General features: G+C 59.8%; 16 protein-coding genes and 1 pseudogene. 13 read left to right on the forward strand and 4 right to left on the reverse strand.

What is annotated here, in order from left to right:
- The first annotated feature begins 10 nt into the window (after window positions 1-10).
- The 5 genes from LUA85_RS05315 (at window position 11) to ligD (ending at window position 7518) form a co-directional block, all read left to right on the forward strand.
- Entirely contained in the window at window positions 11-1195 is a 1185-nt protein-coding gene (locus tag LUA85_RS05315) for an HlyD family secretion protein (protein WP_231467577.1), read from the forward strand.
- Complete coding sequence (locus LUA85_RS05320) at window positions 1192-2595, forward strand: efflux transporter outer membrane subunit (RefSeq protein ID WP_256448224.1); 1404 nt, start codon at window positions 1192-1194, stop codon at window positions 2593-2595. The genes LUA85_RS05315 and LUA85_RS05320 overlap by 4 nt, the downstream gene beginning before the upstream one ends.
- A 541-nt stretch (window positions 2596-3136) precedes the next feature.
- On the forward strand, window positions 3137-4240 hold the full coding sequence (locus LUA85_RS05325; protein ID WP_231471778.1) for a manganese catalase family protein: 1104 nt from the start codon (window positions 3137-3139) through the stop codon (window positions 4238-4240).
- Window positions 4144-5025: a Ku protein gene (locus LUA85_RS05330; protein WP_231467580.1), complete on the forward strand. Its 882-nt coding sequence runs from the start codon at window positions 4144-4146 to the stop codon at window positions 5023-5025. Before LUA85_RS05325 ends, LUA85_RS05330 begins: the two co-directional genes overlap by 97 nt.
- A 3-nt stretch (window positions 5026-5028) precedes the next feature.
- Window positions 5029-7518: a DNA ligase D gene (ligD, locus tag LUA85_RS05335; protein WP_231467582.1), complete on the forward strand. Its 2490-nt coding sequence runs from the start codon at window positions 5029-5031 to the stop codon at window positions 7516-7518.
- Window positions 7519-7956: 438 nt separating this feature from the next.
- Here the strand turns inward: ligD and LUA85_RS05340 are convergent, their stop codons facing one another.
- On the reverse strand, window positions 7957-8727 hold the full coding sequence (locus LUA85_RS05340) for an SDR family oxidoreductase (RefSeq protein ID WP_231467584.1): 771 nt from the start codon (window positions 8725-8727) through the stop codon (window positions 7957-7959).
- Between the two features lie 142 nt (window positions 8728-8869).
- On the opposite strand from LUA85_RS05340, the gene LUA85_RS05345 reads away from it, so the two are divergent.
- Entirely contained in the window at window positions 8870-11080 is a 2211-nt protein-coding gene (locus LUA85_RS05345) for a hypothetical protein (RefSeq protein WP_231467586.1), read from the forward strand.
- A gap of 17 nt (window positions 11081-11097) precedes the next feature.
- On the opposite strand, the gene LUA85_RS05350 is transcribed toward LUA85_RS05345, so the two are convergent.
- Together LUA85_RS05350 and LUA85_RS05360 are read right to left on the reverse strand one after the other, a co-directional pair.
- Window positions 11098-11712 carry a DUF4142 domain-containing protein gene (locus LUA85_RS05350; protein ID WP_231467588.1) on the reverse strand — a complete coding sequence of 205 codons (615 nt, stop codon included), beginning with the start codon at window positions 11710-11712 and terminating at the stop codon, window positions 11098-11100.
- Window positions 11713-12306: 594 nt separating this feature from the next.
- Window positions 12307-12891, reverse strand: coding sequence for a hypothetical protein (locus tag LUA85_RS05360; RefSeq protein ID WP_231467590.1), 585 nt, complete (start codon window positions 12889-12891; stop codon window positions 12307-12309).
- Window positions 12892-13072: 181 nt separating this feature from the next.
- Between LUA85_RS05360 and LUA85_RS05365 the strand changes: the two genes are divergently transcribed.
- The 4 genes from LUA85_RS05365 (at window position 13073) to LUA85_RS05380 (ending at window position 16147) form a co-directional block, all read left to right on the forward strand.
- Entirely contained in the window at window positions 13073-13342 is a 270-nt protein-coding gene (locus LUA85_RS05365) for a hypothetical protein (protein WP_231467592.1), read from the forward strand.
- A 172-nt stretch (window positions 13343-13514) separates the two neighbouring features.
- Window positions 13515-14120 carry a Crp/Fnr family transcriptional regulator gene (locus LUA85_RS05370; protein ID WP_231467594.1) on the forward strand — a complete coding sequence of 202 codons (606 nt, stop codon included), beginning with the start codon at window positions 13515-13517 and terminating at the stop codon, window positions 14118-14120.
- Window positions 14121-14423: 303 nt separating this feature from the next.
- Window positions 14424-14936, forward strand: a complete 513-nt coding sequence (locus tag LUA85_RS05375) for an SRPBCC family protein (protein WP_231467596.1) — start codon at window positions 14424-14426, stop codon at window positions 14934-14936.
- On the forward strand, window positions 14936-16147 hold the full coding sequence (locus LUA85_RS05380) for a zinc-dependent alcohol dehydrogenase (RefSeq protein ID WP_231467598.1): 1212 nt from the start codon (window positions 14936-14938) through the stop codon (window positions 16145-16147). The genes LUA85_RS05375 and LUA85_RS05380 overlap by 1 nt, the downstream gene beginning before the upstream one ends.
- Window positions 16148-16162: 15 nt before the next feature.
- On the opposite strand, the gene LUA85_RS05385 is transcribed toward LUA85_RS05380, so the two are convergent.
- The gene (locus LUA85_RS05385) at window positions 16163-16675 is read right to left on the reverse strand and encodes a DUF6766 family protein (protein WP_231467600.1); all 513 of its coding nucleotides are present in this window, start codon (window positions 16673-16675) and stop codon (window positions 16163-16165) included.
- Between the two features lie 67 nt (window positions 16676-16742).
- On the opposite strand from LUA85_RS05385, the gene LUA85_RS05390 reads away from it, so the two are divergent.
- From LUA85_RS05390 to tnpA, 3 genes and pseudogenes are all read left to right on the forward strand, one after another.
- Entirely contained in the window at window positions 16743-16940 is a 198-nt protein-coding gene (locus LUA85_RS05390; protein ID WP_231467602.1) for a hypothetical protein, read from the forward strand.
- Window positions 16941-16946: 6 nt separating this feature from the next.
- Window positions 16947-17465, forward strand: coding sequence for a CinA family protein (locus LUA85_RS05395; RefSeq protein WP_371823650.1), 519 nt, complete (start codon window positions 16947-16949; stop codon window positions 17463-17465).
- 746 nt (window positions 17466-18211) lie between these two features.
- A pseudogene (gene tnpA / locus LUA85_RS05400) lies at window positions 18212-18630 on the forward strand (IS200/IS605 family transposase).
- The last annotated feature ends 37 nt before the right edge of the window (window positions 18631-18667 follow it).

Raw genomic sequence — 18667 nt, forward strand, 5'->3', positions numbered from 1 at the left:
AAGAACCCTGATGGCAGACGCACCGATCATCCGCCCGGAGAAAGACGAGTCCGAAGAACAAGCCTCCACACTGGTGGATGCGAGCGGCCAACCACTCAACGGGGGCATCGCAGCAGCCGGAGCTGAACCGCCAAAGACCATCAAGCCGCGACGGTCTACCGTTTTCATCATGGTCGGCGTCGCGCTGATCGGGGTGCTGCTGATACTCGCGGCTTGGCGGATCTGGCCGTTCACGAGCACAGTGGTCGTCACAGAGAACAGCTATGTCCGGGGCCAGATTACGGTGATGGCACCGCAAGTAAACGGCTATGTCGCCGAGGTACTGGTGCGCGATTTTCAACATGTGAAGGCAGGGCAGCCACTGCTGCGGATCGACGATCGCATCTATCGCCAACAACTCGAACAGGCCGAGGGCCAGCTTGACGCGGCCGAGGCCAACCTCGCCAACGCCGTTCAAACGGTCGCGCAAAATCAGGCGGACATCGAAGCCCGTCGCGCGGACCTCTATGCCGCCGAGGCCGAGCGCGACCGGGCCAGATCCGACGAGGAGCGCGTCAACGATCTGGCCACGCGCGGATCGGTATCAATGCGCGAGCGCGACCAGATCCGCGCAACCGCGCGATCAGGCGCCGCCAACGTGATGAAGGCGCGCGCCGCCATTCGCATTGCTGAGGAGACAGTGAAAGCCACACGCGTGTCGCGACTCGGTCTCGAGGCGCAGGTGAAAACCGCCAGGGCGCAGCGCGACCTTGCGCGGATCAACCTTGCCAACACGGTAATTTATGCGCCCAAGGCCGGGCAACTGAGCGAGGCGAGCGTCCGTCAGGGCCAATACGTCTCGGCCGGATCGCAACTGATGTTCCTGGTCCCCGAAAGCCTTTGGGTCATCGCCAACTACAAGGAGACGCAGACCCGTGCGATCCGACGCGGTCAGATCGCCACTTTCAAGGTGGATGCACTGGGTGATGAGAGGCTCACCGGACATGTCGAGGGTTTTGCGCCCGCGACGGGATCGGAGTTCAGTGTGCTGAGGCCCGATAATGCCAGCGGCAATTTCACCAAGGTCGTGCAGCGCATCCCGATCCGGATCTCGATCGATCCGGGCCAGCCGCTCGCAAAGCGGTTGCGCCCCGGCATGTCGGTCGTCACGCGGGTCGAGACGGCGGGCGCTTCCGACGAAGGCAGCGCCCGATGAAGCGCGCGCCTCAGAGCGCAGCGGCGCTGGTAGTCTTCGCGCTCGCAGGGTGTATGCCTGCCCATGTGCCTCCGCCCGCATCGGCCGCGATCCCTGAGCCCGCTGCATGGCGCGACGGCGCGACCGGGAGTGCCGCTGTCGATCCACGTTGGTGGGAGGCATTCAATGATCCCAAGCTGACAGCGTTGATCGAACGCGCTCTCGCCCGCAATACCGACGTCCTATTAGCCGCCGCGCGGGTGCAGGAGGCACAGGCAACAATCCGCCTCGCTCGTTCGGCGGCGCTGCCCACGCTCGATGCGGTCGGAGGCGGGCAGTACGCACGAAGCATCGGCGCGGCGGGGGTGATAACCAGCACAGCCTTGCAGCCTGAGATCCAGCTCAATTGGCAGGTGGATCTCTTCGGTCGTCTCTCCCGGCTCACTGACGCCGCTCGACTTCGCTATGTCGCGAGCCAGGCGGATCGCGACGCGGTTGCCCTGGCGGTCTCCGCCGAGGTCGCACAGGCCTATATCGGCCTGCTCGCGCTCGATGCCCAGTTGCTTGTATCGCAGCAGACGGTCACGTCGCGCGCTGAGGCGCTAAGGCTTGCTGCCGATCAGGCACGGGTCGGTTATACCTCACAGTTCGAACTTACCCAGGCCGAGTCCGAATATGAGGCCGTCCAGCAGGGGATCCCGCAAATCCAGTTCGCGATCCAGGCTCAGGAAAATGCATTGAGCCGACTGACGGGGGACCTGCCGGGCGCCATAGTCCGGGGACGGAATCTTCGTGATTTCCCGCTGCCGGTCGCTCCGGTCACGTTGCCCTCGGATCTTCTGCGTCGCCGTCCCGACATCGCCAGCGCCGAATTCGCCGTAGCAGCCAGCGATGCGACACTGGCTTCGGATCGCGCCGCCTTCCTGCCACAGGTTGCCATCTCGGCCGCTCTCGGGCAACTCCTCGTCAACTCCCTCGATTATGATCCTGTCACGGTCTGGAGCCTCGGCGGCAGTGTGCTCGCACCGATTTTTGCAGGCGGTCGCCTGACAGCACAGGTCGATGCGACCGCCGCACAGCGCGACCAGGCCGCGTTCGCCTATCGTGGGACTGTGCTCACCGCGTTCGCCGAAGTCGAAACCGCGATGAACGGGATCACGCGCTATGCCGAACAGATCGAGCGGCTTCACAATCGACTGATCATTCTGCAACGTTCGGTGGCGCTAGCTACCGATCGGTATCAGGGCGGCTACGCCTCATATCTCGAGCAACTCGACGCTCAACGAAACCTTTACGCAACCGAACTCGACGCCATCTCCGTACGGCAATCCCAGCTCGAAAACATCGTGACGCTTTATCGGGCGCTCGGAGGTGGCTGGCAGAGGGCCGTTCTGACTGACGCAGTGAGCCGACGGCGATGAACTCGAAAGATCAAAGGTTTGCTGCTCCTGCCGGGCGACAACGCAATCAGGGCAGAAGGCTGTCCCTTGAGCAGGCCCGCTTCGTGTCACCTGGTTCAGAACGCATCGAGAGCCCAATGGCGGGTGGGAAGCTTCGGGGCGCTCACGGTCGACATTCGTTTTCTCTGAACAGCTCAAGATTGCCGAGCGGCGAGCGACATTTTGACAACAAGCGTGTTGTAACCCGCCGTCCTGAATTTTACTCTAACGCACTCTCCATATCATTGTTTTGCCGTGCAGGACAAAGGTAAGCCGCTGATTGGCACCCTCGTTGGGAATGGCCGGTTGCTGAAGACGAGAGCCGGGCCAGGGCTCGAGCTGAAGGTCAGCTTCAGGCGGGCAATAAAGTACGACTAGTGGGCGCATATAGCCGGGGATTTCGCTCCGTCTCGTCGTTTCTCGCTAAACTGCGTTAGCCACGCGCATCGCCACAGGAACCCCCGCCGCTCGGCTCCATTACTCCCAAACTATCCTCATGGATCGCAGGAGCCAATTCATGTTCATGCACAACAAGCGCCTTCAATATACAGTTCGGGTCGGTGAACCCAATCCCGAACTTGCATCGCTGCTGCTGGAGCAGTTCGGCGGGCCGGACGGTGAGCTTGCTGCAGCGATGCGCTACTTCACGCAGGGCCTTGCTGAGGATGGTCCCGGCCGCAAGGACATGTTGCTCGACATCGCTACCGAAGAACTGAGCCATCTCGAAGTGATCGGCTCGATTGTCGCGATGCTCAACAAAGGAGTGAAGGGCGCACTGTCCGAAGCGGCGATGGGAGAGGCCGACATGTACATGGCGATTAACGCCGGTGGTGACAGTCATACCCAGTCGCTGCTTTATGGCGGCGGCCCGGCCTTGACCAACAGCTCGGGTGTGCCCTGGACCGTTGCGTACGTTGACAGCCGCGGCGATCCCACATGCGATCTCCGGTCGAATATTGCAGCAGAAAGCCGCGCGAAGATCATCTACGAGCGTCTGATTAACATCACCGATGACCCCGGGATAAAGGAGGCACTCGGCTTTCTGATGACGAGGGAAATTGCGCACCAGAAGAGTTTCGAAAAGGCTCTCTATTCAATCCGCGAAAACTTTCCCCCAGGCAATTTGCCCGGCCTGTCTTCATATGCCAGCCTTTACGTCAATACGTCCCAGGGCGACGGTGACGCCAATGGTCCGTGGAATACCGGACCGCAATGGGATCGTCTGGATGATATTGAATTCCACGATGCTCGTGGCGCGCCTTCGTGGAAATCGCCCTTTTCGACAAATTCCTTGCGCACTGCTTCGAATAGCAGCTGGCCATTCTTCCCCGGCCAGTGCGCCCGCAACGCGCCTGCTGGGCAAGGACGACGTTTTCGGCCTGCGTCCTTATCCAGGACGAACCCTTGTCTGCCCATCACGGATGTTCCGAAAGGAAGGTCGCGTGACCTGACCGGAATTTCAGCACCGCGCGATTGTCTGGAACTCACTGGACTGGCGATGAGTTTTGTCGCCGGAAGGCAGGTTGGCACATGGCAGCGCGGGCATACTGGCAGGGTCAGATTCGGTTGGCGCTGGTTTCCATTCCGGTGGAAATCTATCCGGCGACGAAATCCGGCGCATCAATAAGCTTTCGCCAGATTCATGAACCTTCGGGCAAGCCGATTTCCTACGAGAAGATCGTTCAGGGCATGGGAGCGGTGGACCGCGACGACATCGTCAAGGGATACGAGATATCCAAAGGCAATTACGTTCTGCTCGACGAAGACGAGATCGAGGCGGTGAAGATCGAAAGCCGCAAGACCTTTGAACTGGTGCAGTTTGTCGACCAGCACGAGATTGATGTGCTCTATTATGAAAAGCCCTATTTCGTCATCCCCGCCGATGATCTGGCCGATGAAGCCTTCATCGTGTTGCGCGAAGCACTGCGCAAGGCGCGCAAGGTCGGACTGGGACAGCTGTCGGTGCGCGGACGGGAAATTCTCGCCAGTCTCAAGCCCTGCGGCAAGGGACTGGTGCTTGAGACCATGCGCTATGCTGATGAGGTGCAGCGTGCGCAGACGTACTTCAAGGACATTCCCGACCAGAAACCCGACAGCGAATTGCTGGACCTTGCGACAACATTGATCGAAAAGAAGTCCGCGCCTTTCAAGGCGGAAACTTTCGAGGATCGCTATATCGAGGCGTTGAAATCGCTTGTTGCGCGCAAGGCCAAGAGCAAGGGCAAAAAGATTCTGGAGGACGTGGACGAGCCGACTGCCAAAGGTTCGAACGTGATCGATCTTATGGCAGCATTGAAGAAGTCCGTTGGCAGCAGCGCCGAAACAGCGAAGCCTGCGTCCAGGACCAGGAGCAAGACAAAGCCGAAACCCAAAACGCGCACGCCGTCTGCCCCGTCGCGCAAATCGGCGTGAGCCGTGGCCAAGCCTGATCCCCTTGCCGAATACAACCGCAAGCGCGATTTCGCAAAAACCGCCGAGCCTGCGGGCAAACGTGTCAAGGACACGGCAGGCAACGTGTTCATGGTGCAGAAGCACGCGGCGACCCGCCTGCACTACGACCTGCGCCTTGAAGTGGATGGCGTCCTCAAATCCTGGGCCGTAACCAAGGGGCCTAGCCTGGACCCTGACAACAAACGGCTTGCGGTGCGGACCGAGGACCACCCGCTGTCTTACGCCACATTCGAAGGCGTCATCCCTGCGGGCGAATATGGCGGCGGCACGGTCATGCTCTGGGATCGCGGCACATGGGCACCCATACCCGGAAAGAGCGCGACGGATATTGACGATGGCCACCTGCACTTCACGCTCGCCGGTGAGCGCATGAAGGGCGAATGGTTGCTGGTGCGGATGAAGCCGCGCGTCGGCGAGAAGCGCGAGAACTGGCTGTTACGCAAGGTGCAGGATGACTTTGCGCAACGCGGCGATGGACTGGTCGAACACGAGTTGAACAGCGTGTCGACCGGTCGAACGATGGCCGAGATTGCGTCAGGCAAGAAGGCTGAAGCTCCGGGGATTGCACAGAAGGGCGACCCCGCAACAAAGGTGAAGGCCAGCAAGCGACGGCCTGCCGCCCATGCTGGCAGGCCCCCCGCGTTCCGTCCGCTGCAACTGGCGACTTTGGTCGACAACGTGCCGACCGGAAACGACTGGATTCACGAAATCAAGTACGACGGCTACCGGGCGCTGATAGCGGCGGCGGGCGGTGACGTGCATGTATTCACGCGCAATGGGCATGACTGGACCGAAAAGTTCGGTCCGCTCGTCGAGGCCGTGGCGCGGCTCGACCTGCCGCCGTGCCTGATCGATGGGGAAATCGTCGCCTATGGCAAGGATGGCAATCCCAGCTTCTCTGCCTTGCAGGCGGTGCTGAAGCGCGGACACGGCTCGCAGGGGCCGGACGACCTTCTTGAGTTCTACGCCTTCGATCTGCTTGAACAGGACGGAAAGGATCTTGCACCGTTATCCAACATCGAACGCAAGGAACGTCTCGAGGCTCTGCTGCACGAGGCCGAACCACCCGTGCGCCTTGCCGATCACGTGATCGGTGCCGGTGAAAAACTGCTCGAAACGATGTGTGCCCACCATCAGGAGGGCATCATCAGCAAGCGCGCTGATGCGTCCTATAGCGGCAAGCGCAGCAAGGCCTGGGTCAAGATCAAGTGCACCAACCGCCAGGAATTTGTCGTGGTCGGCTGGACCAAATCGTCATCGCGGGCGCGGCCTTTCGGCTCGCTGCTGCTCGCACAGAATGACGGCGAAGCATTTGTCTACAAGGGCAAGGTCGGGACCGGGTTTGATGCTGACAGCTTTGCCGACCTTGCAGCGCGCTTTACCGGAATTGTTCGCAAGACACCGCCAGTGGACGTGCCGCGGGTCGAGGCGCGCGGGACAACGTGGCTCAAACCCGAACTCGTAGCGGAGATCGCCTTTGCCGAATTCACCGCCGATGGCCGGATCCGCCATGCCAGCTTCATCGGCCTTCGTGCAGATAAGCCTGCAAAGGACGTTACATCCGAAGTCCGCGAGCAGACGCCTGATGCCAAGCCCAAAATCGAGATCAGCAACCGGGATCGTGTGATCTTTCCCGATAGCGGTGAGACCAAGGGCGATCTGGCAGATTACTATTCGGCCGTGGCAACATTGATGTTGCCGTTCTCTGGCAACCGCCCAATCAGTCTCGTGCGTTGCCCGCAGGGCAGGGCGAAGAAATGCTTCTTTCAGAAACATGATACCGGCGGGCTCGGAACATCTGTGCATCACGTGGCTATCAGCGAAAAGGATGGCGGCAGCGAAGATTACCTCTATGTCACCGACGGTGAGGGCCTGCTGCAATGCGTACAGATGGGCACTATCGAATTCCACGGCTGGGGCGCAAGAGCCGATTCCGTCGAACTACCCGACCGGATGATCTTCGATCTCGATCCGGACGAAGGGCTTGATTTCGGCGCGGTCAAGCACGCCGCGCGCGACATTCGGGACCGGTTATCGGATCTCGGTCTGGTCAGTTTTGCGATGTTGTCGGGCGGCAAGGGTGTCCATGTAGTTGTACCGCTGGCCGCCGGGCACACATGGGATGTGCACAAGGACTTCTCACGCCGCTTCGCCGAAGCCTTGTCTCAAGCCGAGCCTGATCGCTTCGTGGCCACGATGAGCAAGGCCAAGCGCAAGGGCCGTATCTTCATCGACTGGCTGCGAAACCAGCGCGGTGCCACGGCGGTAGTGCCCTATAGCGCCCGCGCCCGTGGCGGTGCGCCGGTAGCGGTGCCGATTTCATGGAATGAGCTGGAAGGTTTTGATCATGCTCACCCCTATTCAATCGGCAATGCCAAAAAGCTGATCGAACGGGCAACAAGCCGTTCACTGTCAGGCTGGGGCTTTTCGCAACAGGTCCTGCCACCGCTTTAGCGTCAGACGGGTCGCCTGCTGCATGCGTGCGGATCGCGGATGGCGCGCCACACGGATCGGCACCGCCGGAGCCAGCACATGCCTGCGGAAGGTTTGACTGGTGAACCGCACCGGGATAAATGTGCGGCCGAAGACCAGCGCCTTATTCGGCTTTCGGCCGTCTTCGGCAGCAGAATGTGGAACCCTTTGTAGATTCGCATGAATTCGGAAATCCGCTCCACCCCACCCTTGGGCAGCGTTGCTCCCTTTTGATGGCGTCGCCGATGCAGCCATTCTCGCGTCCAGATCGAATGACGTCTCGGAGATCGGGAATTGCCCTCAACGCAACGTTGGGTGATTGACGGACTTGCGCCGAGCAATCCCCGATCAGGCGGGAGACTCACGCAGGCCGGCAGTCACGATGCGTTGAAATGCGGCTCGATCTGAAAGGACACCTGGTCAAGGGTGTTCAAGCCGCGTTTCGACTCGCATCAGGGAAACCGCCGCGCGCCTTGGTTGAGACAGCATGAAATGGGTGGCAACAGCGATATCCTCGGCCCGCAACATCTTGTGCTGATGAATAAGCTCACGCTGCTTTTCGGGCGGGAAGTCCGGGTACTGGAAATCGGCCCCGGTGAATCCGGGTTCGATCAGGCCAACCTTGACGTCCCTTTCGGCCAATTCCTGTCGCAGCGAAGCAGCAAACCCCTGCACCCCCGATTTTGCCGCAACGTAGATCGAGCTGCCCCCTTTTCGCGACACCGCCGACATTGAACCGATGAAAACGATATCGCTGCCAGCGGGCATGCGCCGGGCACATTCCTGCGCGGTGATCACGTAAGCGACCAGATCGGTCTCAAGCTGATAGCGCGTGTCTTGTTCGGGCGTATCAACCAGCGCTTCGGCGGGAACAGCGGCGTTTATCACCGCAATGTCGAGACCGCCCAAATAGTTGTCGGCCGCTTCGAACAATCGGTCGATACCCCCACTCCCGGAGAGATCGACAACTACACCGTCGCCTTCACCAACCTCGCAAATGCGTTCCAACGCATCGGCCAGATGCTCGGTCGTTCGGCCGCACACGAAAACTTTTACACCATAACTCGCCAGCAGAACGGCAATCGCCCGGCCGATGCCGGTGGTGCCGCCGGTAATGATCGCCTTGCGCCCCTTGAGATCGGGTTGCTGGGTGTGAGCATCCGCCAATGATTTTGCGTCGTGCGTCGCCATCGTGAACCTCTTGCAAAATGCGGTGACCCGTCGGTCAAAAAACAAGGACCGGTCAGGTTCGTTCCGCGCAAAAAGTGCCGGAACCTGCGTCCATGGCAGCGTTTGTAGCGAAGTCAGATTGCGATGGAGAAAGGAGCACCTCATGGCTCGCGACGACCAAAGCCAGATCCTGACGCCGGAACTGGCGGCCGCCGGTCCGGTGTTGAAGGGAGATCAAGGCCTCTCGCTCGTACAGGCGCGGCAGGGCGGCCTTCGGATAGATGTGCGATTTGATGATGATGCTCTGTTCATCGTATTACGCCGAAATGGCGATGGAGGGCTGGCGCTGCGGTTCCCTGTTCTGGGCGCCGAAAGTGTCGCCCGGATACTTCCGGCAGGTGGCGCCCTGGCTGCGATAGAGTGCCGGTCCAACATGGGTGTTGCCCGGCTTACGCTGACCGGTGACCCGTTTGGACTGGAGCAACTGCGCGCCCGCTATTGCTTCACACCCTTACATGAAGTGCGGATCGGCCCGCTCGCCCGCGATATCGTTCTGTTCGATTCCGGTGGCAATTCTGGCGGGGTCGATATCTCGGTAGAGGCTCAGCAACGCAAATTGAATACGGCGCTACTGTACTTCACGCTGGACAAACCAGCCTTCGGCAAGGTTCTCTATCTTCAGAACCTGTCTGCCCTGAACCCCTATTTCAATGCGACGAATTCGAAGCCCGAGGACGCAGTGAAATGCGACTGGCCCGAGCTTGGATATTCGCCACCCCTGGACCCCGAAACGGGCAAAGCAGACCTTCCCGCCGGACAGACATTCACGCTTTACGATACCATCCTCACCGTCCGCGCTTATCCGCAAACGGGAGAAGCCGACAGCGCCTGGCAATTCCTCGACATGCTGGGCGGCATCTATCCGTGGCTTTCACCCCCTGAGGCCGAATTCCGGCACTGGCCATCCCGCGCCGAAGCCACGGTACAGGACCTGCTTCACGCACCCGAGGCGCGCATCGAGCATTTCGGCAAAACTTACTTCCATCCCTATACCGCCAGCGAATATCCCGATGTCATGGTGCAACTGGCCATTGCTTCGGCGATTGACGACTGGGGCCGGTGGAAAGGCCTGCGGCATCCGCTGGTGCGCGAGATCATGGCCGGGATCGAAGGCTTCCACGACAAGGAACTCGGTACGCTGCGCCGCTATCTGCCGAATGTCGGCAAGGACAAGGATCCGAACGCAGTCGACAGCTGGTATCTTTACCACCCGATGATGAACCTGGCGAACCTTGCCATAGCGGGCGACATGCAAGCCCGGCAACTGTTTCACGACACGATCGATTATGGCATCAGATCGGCTCATCACTTCAATTACAAGTGGCCGATCCTTTACGATGTCCGCGACTTTTCGGTCATCCAGGATGTGGCGCCGGCGGACCAACGCGGCCAGACCGATGTGGGCGGGATATATGCCTGGGTCATGCTCCAGGCCTTCGAACTGACGCACGAGCGGAAGTACGTCGAAGAGGCTATCCGGGCAATCGACGCGGCCAAAGGCATGCGCTTCGATCTCAATTACCAGGCCAACCTGACGGCGTGGGGCGCGGCGGCCTGCATCCGCCTGTGGCGAATTACCGAACGAAAGAAGTACCTTACCCAGAGCTATGTCTATCTCGCCAGCTTCTTCCAAAACGCGCAGATCTGGGACAGCGAAATCGGCATGGCAAAGCACTGGAAGAACTTCCTCGGCGTCACCTGCCTTCAGGATGCTCCCTACATGGCCGCCTATGAATGCTTCGACAGCTTTGCGGCATTCGAGAAATATCTCGATTACGGCGGGCCGGACCTCATTCCTTCGGTTCGGTTGCTCCTGTCCGAATACTGCCGTCACGCGCTGGACCGGGCATGGTTTTATTACCCCGATGCTTTGCCTGCCGAGGGGATCGCACAGAGGGATATTCGCAACGGCTATATCTTGCACGAACTGAATTTTCCGCTGGAAGACCTTTACCCCGACGGCCAGCCTGCCGGACAGGTGGGGCAGGAAATCTATGGATGCGGGGCGGCGTTGATCTTCGCCACACGCAGCTTCCGCCGAATAGAGGGTGCGCCATTCCTGCTGTGGTGCGATGTGTTTGCAAGGGCCATTCACCGGATTGACGAGCGGACGATAAGCCTGCGCATCGATGGCCCTGCCGGAACCGAGGCCCGCGTCGCCCTGGTCGCGCAGGAAGGCGATCTGCCCGCCAATCTCCAGCCCCAGGTGTCCACGTCCAACGGACATTCAGCGGAGTTCACCCGTCATAACGGCAGGCTGGAAGTGCGCGTTCCGGCGGATGAATCCCTGCTGCTGCGGTGGTCTGGAGCATGACTCGCCCCAGCGCCCGCTCAAGGCTGCATGTTGCGCAGCATTTCGAGATGATGCTTGACCACGGGAGCCGTTTTTCCGGCATAGTCCATCAAAGGCTGGGCATCGCCACTGCTGGCGTATGTTGTCAGCATGGCGAGAGCCTTTTCGTGCGCTGAAAGCTGCTGCGCCGAATAGAGTCTTACAAACGCCTCCCCGCTGGCTGATTGCAGCTGTTGAATCTTATCCTGCTGTTCGGGGGTGAGAACAGGTGCTTGCCGCAATTGCACACCTTGTGTTTTCGCCGCGGCCGCCTGCAGATCATTCCTTGATTTCGTGTGGTCGCGGGTCATTGCCTGAGCGAATTCGCGCCATGCTCCCGTCAGCCCTTTGGACTGGGCGATGCGGGCGCTATCGATCTCGAACTGATCGCTTGCCGATGCGGCATCTATAAATGCCTGCCCGGTCAGCGGCAGTTCCGTCCCGTTGGCTGTGCCCGTGCCTGAAACAGAGGTTGCAGCCGCGTCCGCATCGGCAGCTTCGGTTGCCGGTCCAGTCGCCGCCGCGTCGGGACCTGAGGCCTGTCCGCAAGCACCAAGGGCCAGAACCGCAGAAATGCAAATCGTGAAGCGCGATGCGCCTGACAACAGTGTCATGTCTTTTTCTCCAAGCTCAGTTCAAAATATTGAGGTCAGACCTCCAATCCGCCGGAGGCCGAACGACGCGGCTCTCCTTACCGAACGGTGGCCGTTACTGAAGGGTGGCCGTTACTGGACTGTGGGATGTGCGCGCCTGCAATCGGCAGCGCATTCGCGGCACATTTCTGCGCAAAGCTTGCAATGGCGATTATCATGCCTTGAGCACTCATCCGCACAGAGATCACAAATCGCAGCACAAGTTTCGAGCATAAGCCGCAACGACTCGATATTCTGGGCGGTGCGGCGAATGGCCAAACTCCCCGTAGCGGAGCAGACGTCCGCGCAATCAAGGCAGGAGCGAATACACTGCCGCATATCCATCGGCTCGGCCACACAGGCGTCTACACACGAAGTGCATATCGCGGCACACAGCTTGGCATGCCGCGCAGCGGTAGCCAGAGTTTCGTTGAAATCCTCGTCAACATCGGGATGCAGGGCGATCATCTTGGCAATGGACATATTCATTTCCTCGAAAGTGAGCGCTGATCGGGCAGCGCTGCGCAACTACGACCGGGAGCAGGCGATCCATCATGGTCGCCTGCTCCCAGAGGCTCACAGGAAGTCAGTGCCGACTTTCCCAGCCCTTCCGGGCGGCTTCCGCATGACCGCGAGAATCGCCGAACCATCCTCCGTTGTTACCTCGGCGTCCGCCTCGATCGTCGTCGTCATCGTCACGGCCACGCGAAAAGCGCGATCCACCGCGTCGATCATCGTCATCATCGCGACCGCGCGAGAAACGCGAGGAAGTCCCCCGATCTTCCCAGCCCCTGCGAGAGGCTTCCGAATGACCGTCTGGATCACCGAACCAGCCGCTTCGCCCATGATCGGGGTTATCCCAGCCCCGGCGTGAAGCTTCCGAATGGCCACGGGAATCGCCGAACCAGCCACGCCCGTCACCTTCGCGTCCACCGCCAGAATTGCGGCGTCCGCCACGATCATCGTCTTCGTGGCGATTGGCGCTGCCCCGTGATGAACCACGACGGTCATCCTCATCGTCCCGCGCAGAGCGCGACGAGCCACTATCCCATCTGCGTCGTGCGGCTTCAGAATGTCCGCGCGAATCGCCATACCAACCGCGTCCGTCATCGCGGTCATCACGATTTCGCGCGCTACGCCCGCCACGATCGTCATCATCACGGTCGCGCCCGCCGTCGCGAGAACTCATGAAGCGGCCATCTTCATCGCGGTCACGTCCCCGCGACGAGTAATCGCGATCGTCATAGTCATCCCTTCCACGGCCGCGTCCGGTAAATCGACCCTGGTTATCGCGGTCCTGTCCTGCCTGTTGATAGCTAGCCATTTCGTACTCCTCTCTATTTTGGGTTTGCTGGGATCGGGGCGCGATTGTCACCGGCTGGTCCTGGTATTTGGCGCCTTTGCGCTTGTGATCACGTTCGATGCCGGATCGTTGTTCTTTGCAGAACTGGCGGGTTCGCTGCTGACGCTTTCGCTGCTGACGCTTTCGCCATTCGACCTGGCGTCGCTGGGTGGTGACATAACGTGGTGCCTCCTGCTGCTCTGGCCGGAATCAATCGCGGTCTGCAGGGGTCTAAAGTCGATGCGAAGTGCGTTCGATCCGTCTGACTAACATGGGTGAACAACCTGCCGCCGGTGGACCCTGCTCTGCGGTGAACGGTACGTCGCAGCACTGCACCGGCATGTCGCGGATTCGATGCAAATGCGTGTTGGTTTAATTGCTTGAGGCAGGAACAACCTATTGCCGAAGCGCTTGGCGGAACAGGCAATTCTGGATTCAGGCAATGGGAAACTCCCTGTCCGACAATACGATCAGGCATTTTCGCCGCTATGAGCACCTGGCGCGCGCGGGAGAGAGTTGTGACTGCATCTATCGTGTCGAGGAGCGGTGGGCCTGCCGTTACTGCGTATTGAATGACGGTCGCCGTCAGATCGCGGCGCTGTATCTGCCCGGCGACTACTGTGAGCCGCAATGGCTGCTGTCGGCACACGCTGAACTGGCAGTGATGGCGCTGACCGGGATGCGCACAACAAAGCTGTCCTTGTCTGAAATTCATGGACGGCGCGGTGAAAATGTAAAGAAGATGCTCGGCGCGACCGTGCAACTTATCGAACGGCAAACGCAGTGGATCATCAGCTTGGGCCGCAAGACAGCAGTAGAGCGAATTTCGGAATTGCTGGGAGATTTGCGGCAGCGTTTGCGAGCGGATTCAGAGCCTGTCGCCATCCCGCTTACCCAACGTGACATCGCTGATGTCGTGGGGCTGACCCCAGTTCATGTGAACCGGGTTCTACAGGATCTTCGCAGGCAAGGCGTTGTGAGACAGCTGGGCAGAACGCTTCTTGTGGCCCCGAAGGCTGCTGAAATCGACAACCGCCCGTCGGTTTGAGACGGGCCGTGCATCCCGTAAGCCACATTCCCTGCCTGACTTTAACAGTGGCACGTTCCCGTTGCAGCGGGCGTTTGTCGCGGGCGAGCGCCAATCATGAACCGGAGAAAACCTGTGAGAAACCATAACCATACGCAAAAAGGCGGGGTTGGTCTTGCCGCCATCGCGGTGACCGGTGCCCTGGCCGTCGGCGTCAGCCTTTACATGCGATCGAAACATCGGAGTACCGGGGGCAGCGCGGATGACGCGCCCGGCTTTACTGCTCGCAGGTCGTTCGGTGCATACGACGTGGTCGGACGTAGCGTGACGATCGCTCGCCCGCGAGGCGAGCTTTTCGCATTCTGGCGTCACTTTGCAAACCTGCCGCAATTCATGGAAAATGTTGAGCGCATACAGCCTGTCGGAAGCGATGGCCACAACGTCTGGACAATGCGCGCGCCCGCCGGCCAGACAGTCGATATCGAAACCGTGATCGCGCGTGAGGAACCGGGCGAATTGATCGCCTGGCGCTCTGTGGATGGATCCGACATCGATACTGAAGGCCGCGTGACGTTCAGCGATGCGCCCGGCTCGCGTGGCACGCGGGTCAGCGTCCGCATAGCTTACAAGCCGCCCGCCGGAGAACTGGGGCGGGTTGTGGCGAAATTGTACGGACGTGAGCCGGAAATTCAGGCGCGGCACGATTTGCGCCGGTTCAAGATGCTGATGGAAACGGGCGAAATCGCAACGTCGGCCCGCCGCCGCGACAAGACCCGTGCGGTCCAACAGGCAAACGAACATCAGAAGACAACTTCACAGACAGAGGAGCACGCCTGATGCGCGCACTGGCTTTCCACGGCACACACGATGTGCGTGTCGATACCGTCGATGATCCTGAAATCGTCAACCCGCGTGATGCGATCATTCGTGTGACCTCCACCGCCATTTGCGGTTCGGACCTGCACCTTTACGACGGGGTAATTCCCGGAGTGATGCCCGGCGACATCCTCGGCCATGAATTCATGGGCGAAGTCGTCGAAACCGGTCCCGGCAGCACGCTGAAAAAGGGCAGCCGCGTCGTCGTGCCTTTCACCATAAGCTGCGGAAGTTGCTTTCATTGCAAAGTCCAGCAATTCGCGGCCTGCGACAATTCCAATCCGGCCGAAAAGCAGGATGCATCCGAAAAGATGTACGGTCACGCAGCATCAGGCCTGTTCGGATATTCCCACATGACCGGCGGATATTCGGGCGGGCAGGCGGAGTATGTTCGCGTACCCTTTTCCGACATCGGTCCGATCGAAGTGCCCGACCATCTGAATGACGATCAAGTCCTGTTCCTGTCAGACATACTGCCCACTGGTTGGATGGCCGCCGAAAACGCGCAGATCCAGCCCGACGATACAGTGGCGGTCTGGGGCTGTGGCCCGGTCGGGCTGTTCGCAGTTCAATCCGCCCTTGCCATGGGTGCGGCGCGCGTGATCGCCGTCGATCATTATCCGCACCGGCTGGAACTGGCGCGCGGGCTTGGTGCGGACGTGATCAATTTTCGTGAGACCGACGTTCGCGAGGCTCTGATGGAAATGTCGGGCGGCATCGGGGTGGACGCTGTCATCGATGCCGTCGGCATGGAATCGCATGGCTTTGCCGTCGATAACATTCTCGACGTGGTGAAGCAGAAGGTTGGCATCGGGGCAGACCGTGCCAGTGCCCTCAAGCAGGCTTTGCTTGCAGTGCGCAAAGGCGGCCGTGTTTCGGTGCCCGGCGTCTATGGCGGCTTGACCGACAAGTTTCCACTAGGGGCCGTCATGGAAAAAGGGCTAGAACTTCGCACCGGGCAGACACACGTCCAGCGCTACATGAAAGATCTGCTTGTCCGGATTGAGGACGGGGCGCTCGACACCACGTTCCTTATCAGCCATCGCCTGCCGCTCGAACAAGCAGCCGATGGATATCGCAATTTCAAGGAGCAGCAGGATAGCTGGACCAAGGTTGTGCTGAAACCGGGTCAGGCACCGGCGCAGGCAACCGGCCCGGCGGCTTTCCGCTGATGGTGACGGGGAGCCTCAGCGCTCCCCGCTTTCCTCCGCTCCGTGCGGCTGCGCATGTCCTCCGTCCCGCAAATAGCGCTCGTCGATTTCGCGCAGCAAGGCGTCTGCGTTTTCGCCAGCTTGCAAGCGGATCAGCGCGTCCACTTTGGCCTCCATGCGGTCGTCGTTTTCCTTCGAGGTTGGCGAACCGACGTAGAGAAAATAGGCAAGGCCGATTACTTGCCACATCAGTTGCAGAAACTCCGACTGCCAGTTCTCAAAGGTGTCACGCATCATTTCGTCAAGGTACTCGCCCAGCGCTGCGGCCTGACCATGAGCTTCCGCTTCGTTGACGAACGCGCGCCAGCCGAACCACCAATGCAAAACCAGCGAGCCGAGGAAGAAGGCCAGCGTAATCCAGCCATAGGCATATTTTCCGAGAATGCCGAACCGGGCCGCCTTGTCTTCCGTACCTGCGCCACTCATCGCTATCTCCTGCGAGTTCAAATGGAATGCAGGTTCAGCGCGCATCGGCTCAAGCAGTTCCACAAAGCTTGTCGAGGGAACCATCGGGCAGGTCGGTGGTAGTGAAAGTACGCTGACAGGATGCACGACCATGACCGAACGAAAGCCGAAACAACCACTCGACATTCATGGCGGCAGTCCGAGTCAAAACGGTCGGATGCATGCTGCGACGAAAATCCAGTCACCGGTTACGCCCGAACAATACCCCGAGTCAGAACGTGATGCACAAGTCGCGGCGGCTACGGGTCAACCGAATAAGTCCGGCCGCGACGGCGACGAAAAACCGTAGCTGCCCATGGGAGTGTCGGATCTTGCCGAAGCAGGTGTGCTAGAACGACAGACTGCGACGGTTATGGAAATGGTTGCAAAAGCTGGCTTGAGCATTGCAACTGCGGAAAGTTGCACTGGCGGGCTGCTGGCGGCACTGCTGACCGACATTAAAGGGTTCAGCGGATCATTCGACCGGGGGTTTGTTACCTATTCCGAGCAATCCAAACGCCAGATGCTGGGTATCCCAGGCAATTTGATCAGGATGCATGGCGTGGTCAGCCGTGATGTCGCGCTGAGGATGGCGCAAGGCGCACTGTCCCGCAGCAATGCCGACTTATCGATCGGGATTACCGGGTTTGCTGGTCCAGCCGGGGTGCGAGACGAAGCGGGCCTGGTTCACCTCGCGGTGGTTGCCGGAGCCAGACCGGCCATAGTGCGAGAGTGCCACTTCGGTCTGGCAGAGCGTGATGTCGTCCGACGGCGCACGGTGCGGGCCGCCCTGGAAATGCTTGAGGAGATGGTCGTGGTTTTCCAGGTCGAATAGTCTGGCCCATCGTGGGGCCATTCGGCCAGGTTTTAACTGCCGTGAGTTGGCAATGTTACGGAGGCGAGTTGTGCGCTTAGCACGAGGTCCGTGGAACGGTGCAGAACTGAGGCGGCGGTTGACAAAACTACACCCGTTCCGGATAAAGTTTGCCGTCTAACGGACCCATATGGCGAGCTCCACCAAGCGAATGCGAAGGACTGCTCAACACCCTTTTATTCAATTTCACATCGTTTTTTCGAGATCAAACCTGCGTGGTAATCGCTTCGCTGGTATATAATCCCGAAGATCGCCAAGCGGGCATCGAGCGACCAGCCGACCCGTCGGGCAGGGGGGCTTCGTACTCCCGGCGGCGATCTAAAGGCAGCTCGCCGATGGCGAGTTGGTCGAGGGCGCGTTAATGAAATGGCTTAGAATTCGATCAATCACGTTCTTCCTGCGGCGGTGAAGTCGTTTGCGCAAGATGGATTTCAGCTTATACAATGGACTCTCGATCGGGTTGAAGTCTGGGCCGTAAAGCGGACGGAGAGCATCCTAGCACCGGCAGCTTCGATGGCGAGGAGCGCGCAATGCCTTTGTGTGCGCAGATTACCGAGGTTCACGACGTCACCTAGGCCGAGCGTCGGCACAGAGGCCGTTGACGCCCTAGACTCTTTTCCACTTAGAGTCCTCTGACTGGGAGGAACCCCTCCGACTTCAGTCGGATACTGGCTTCAGCCACAGACTCGGTGTGTAGCTTACAAGCTATGGCGTATCGCTCCGGTTGTCACACGACATTTCATCATCGCTACCATCTCGTCTGGGCACCGAAGTACCGGTACAAGGTGCTCATCGGTGATGTGCGGTTGCGTGTTCGCGAGATCATCAAGCAGGTGTGCGATGAAATGGGCGTGACCATCGTCACCGGCGCATTGTCGCGCGATCACGTGCATATGTTCGTCGAGATCCCGCCGCACGTCTCGGTCAGCGATTTCGTGCGCCGGGCGAAGGGCCGGTCATCGCGCGGGATCCAGCAGGAGTTCGACACATCCGCAAACGCTACTTGGGCCAACGCTTCTGGCAACGCGGCTACTTCTCGACCACATCCGGCAACGTCACCGATGACATCATCATGCGTTATCTGGACCGACATACCCACAAGGATGGCTTCAGCCCCTCCGCATGATCTTACCGGCGTCAGCCGGTCTAGTCATTCAGTTGGG

Source organism: Novosphingobium sp. CECT 9465, from assembly GCF_920987055.1.
Taxonomy (GTDB): domain Bacteria; phylum Pseudomonadota; class Alphaproteobacteria; order Sphingomonadales; family Sphingomonadaceae; genus Novosphingobium.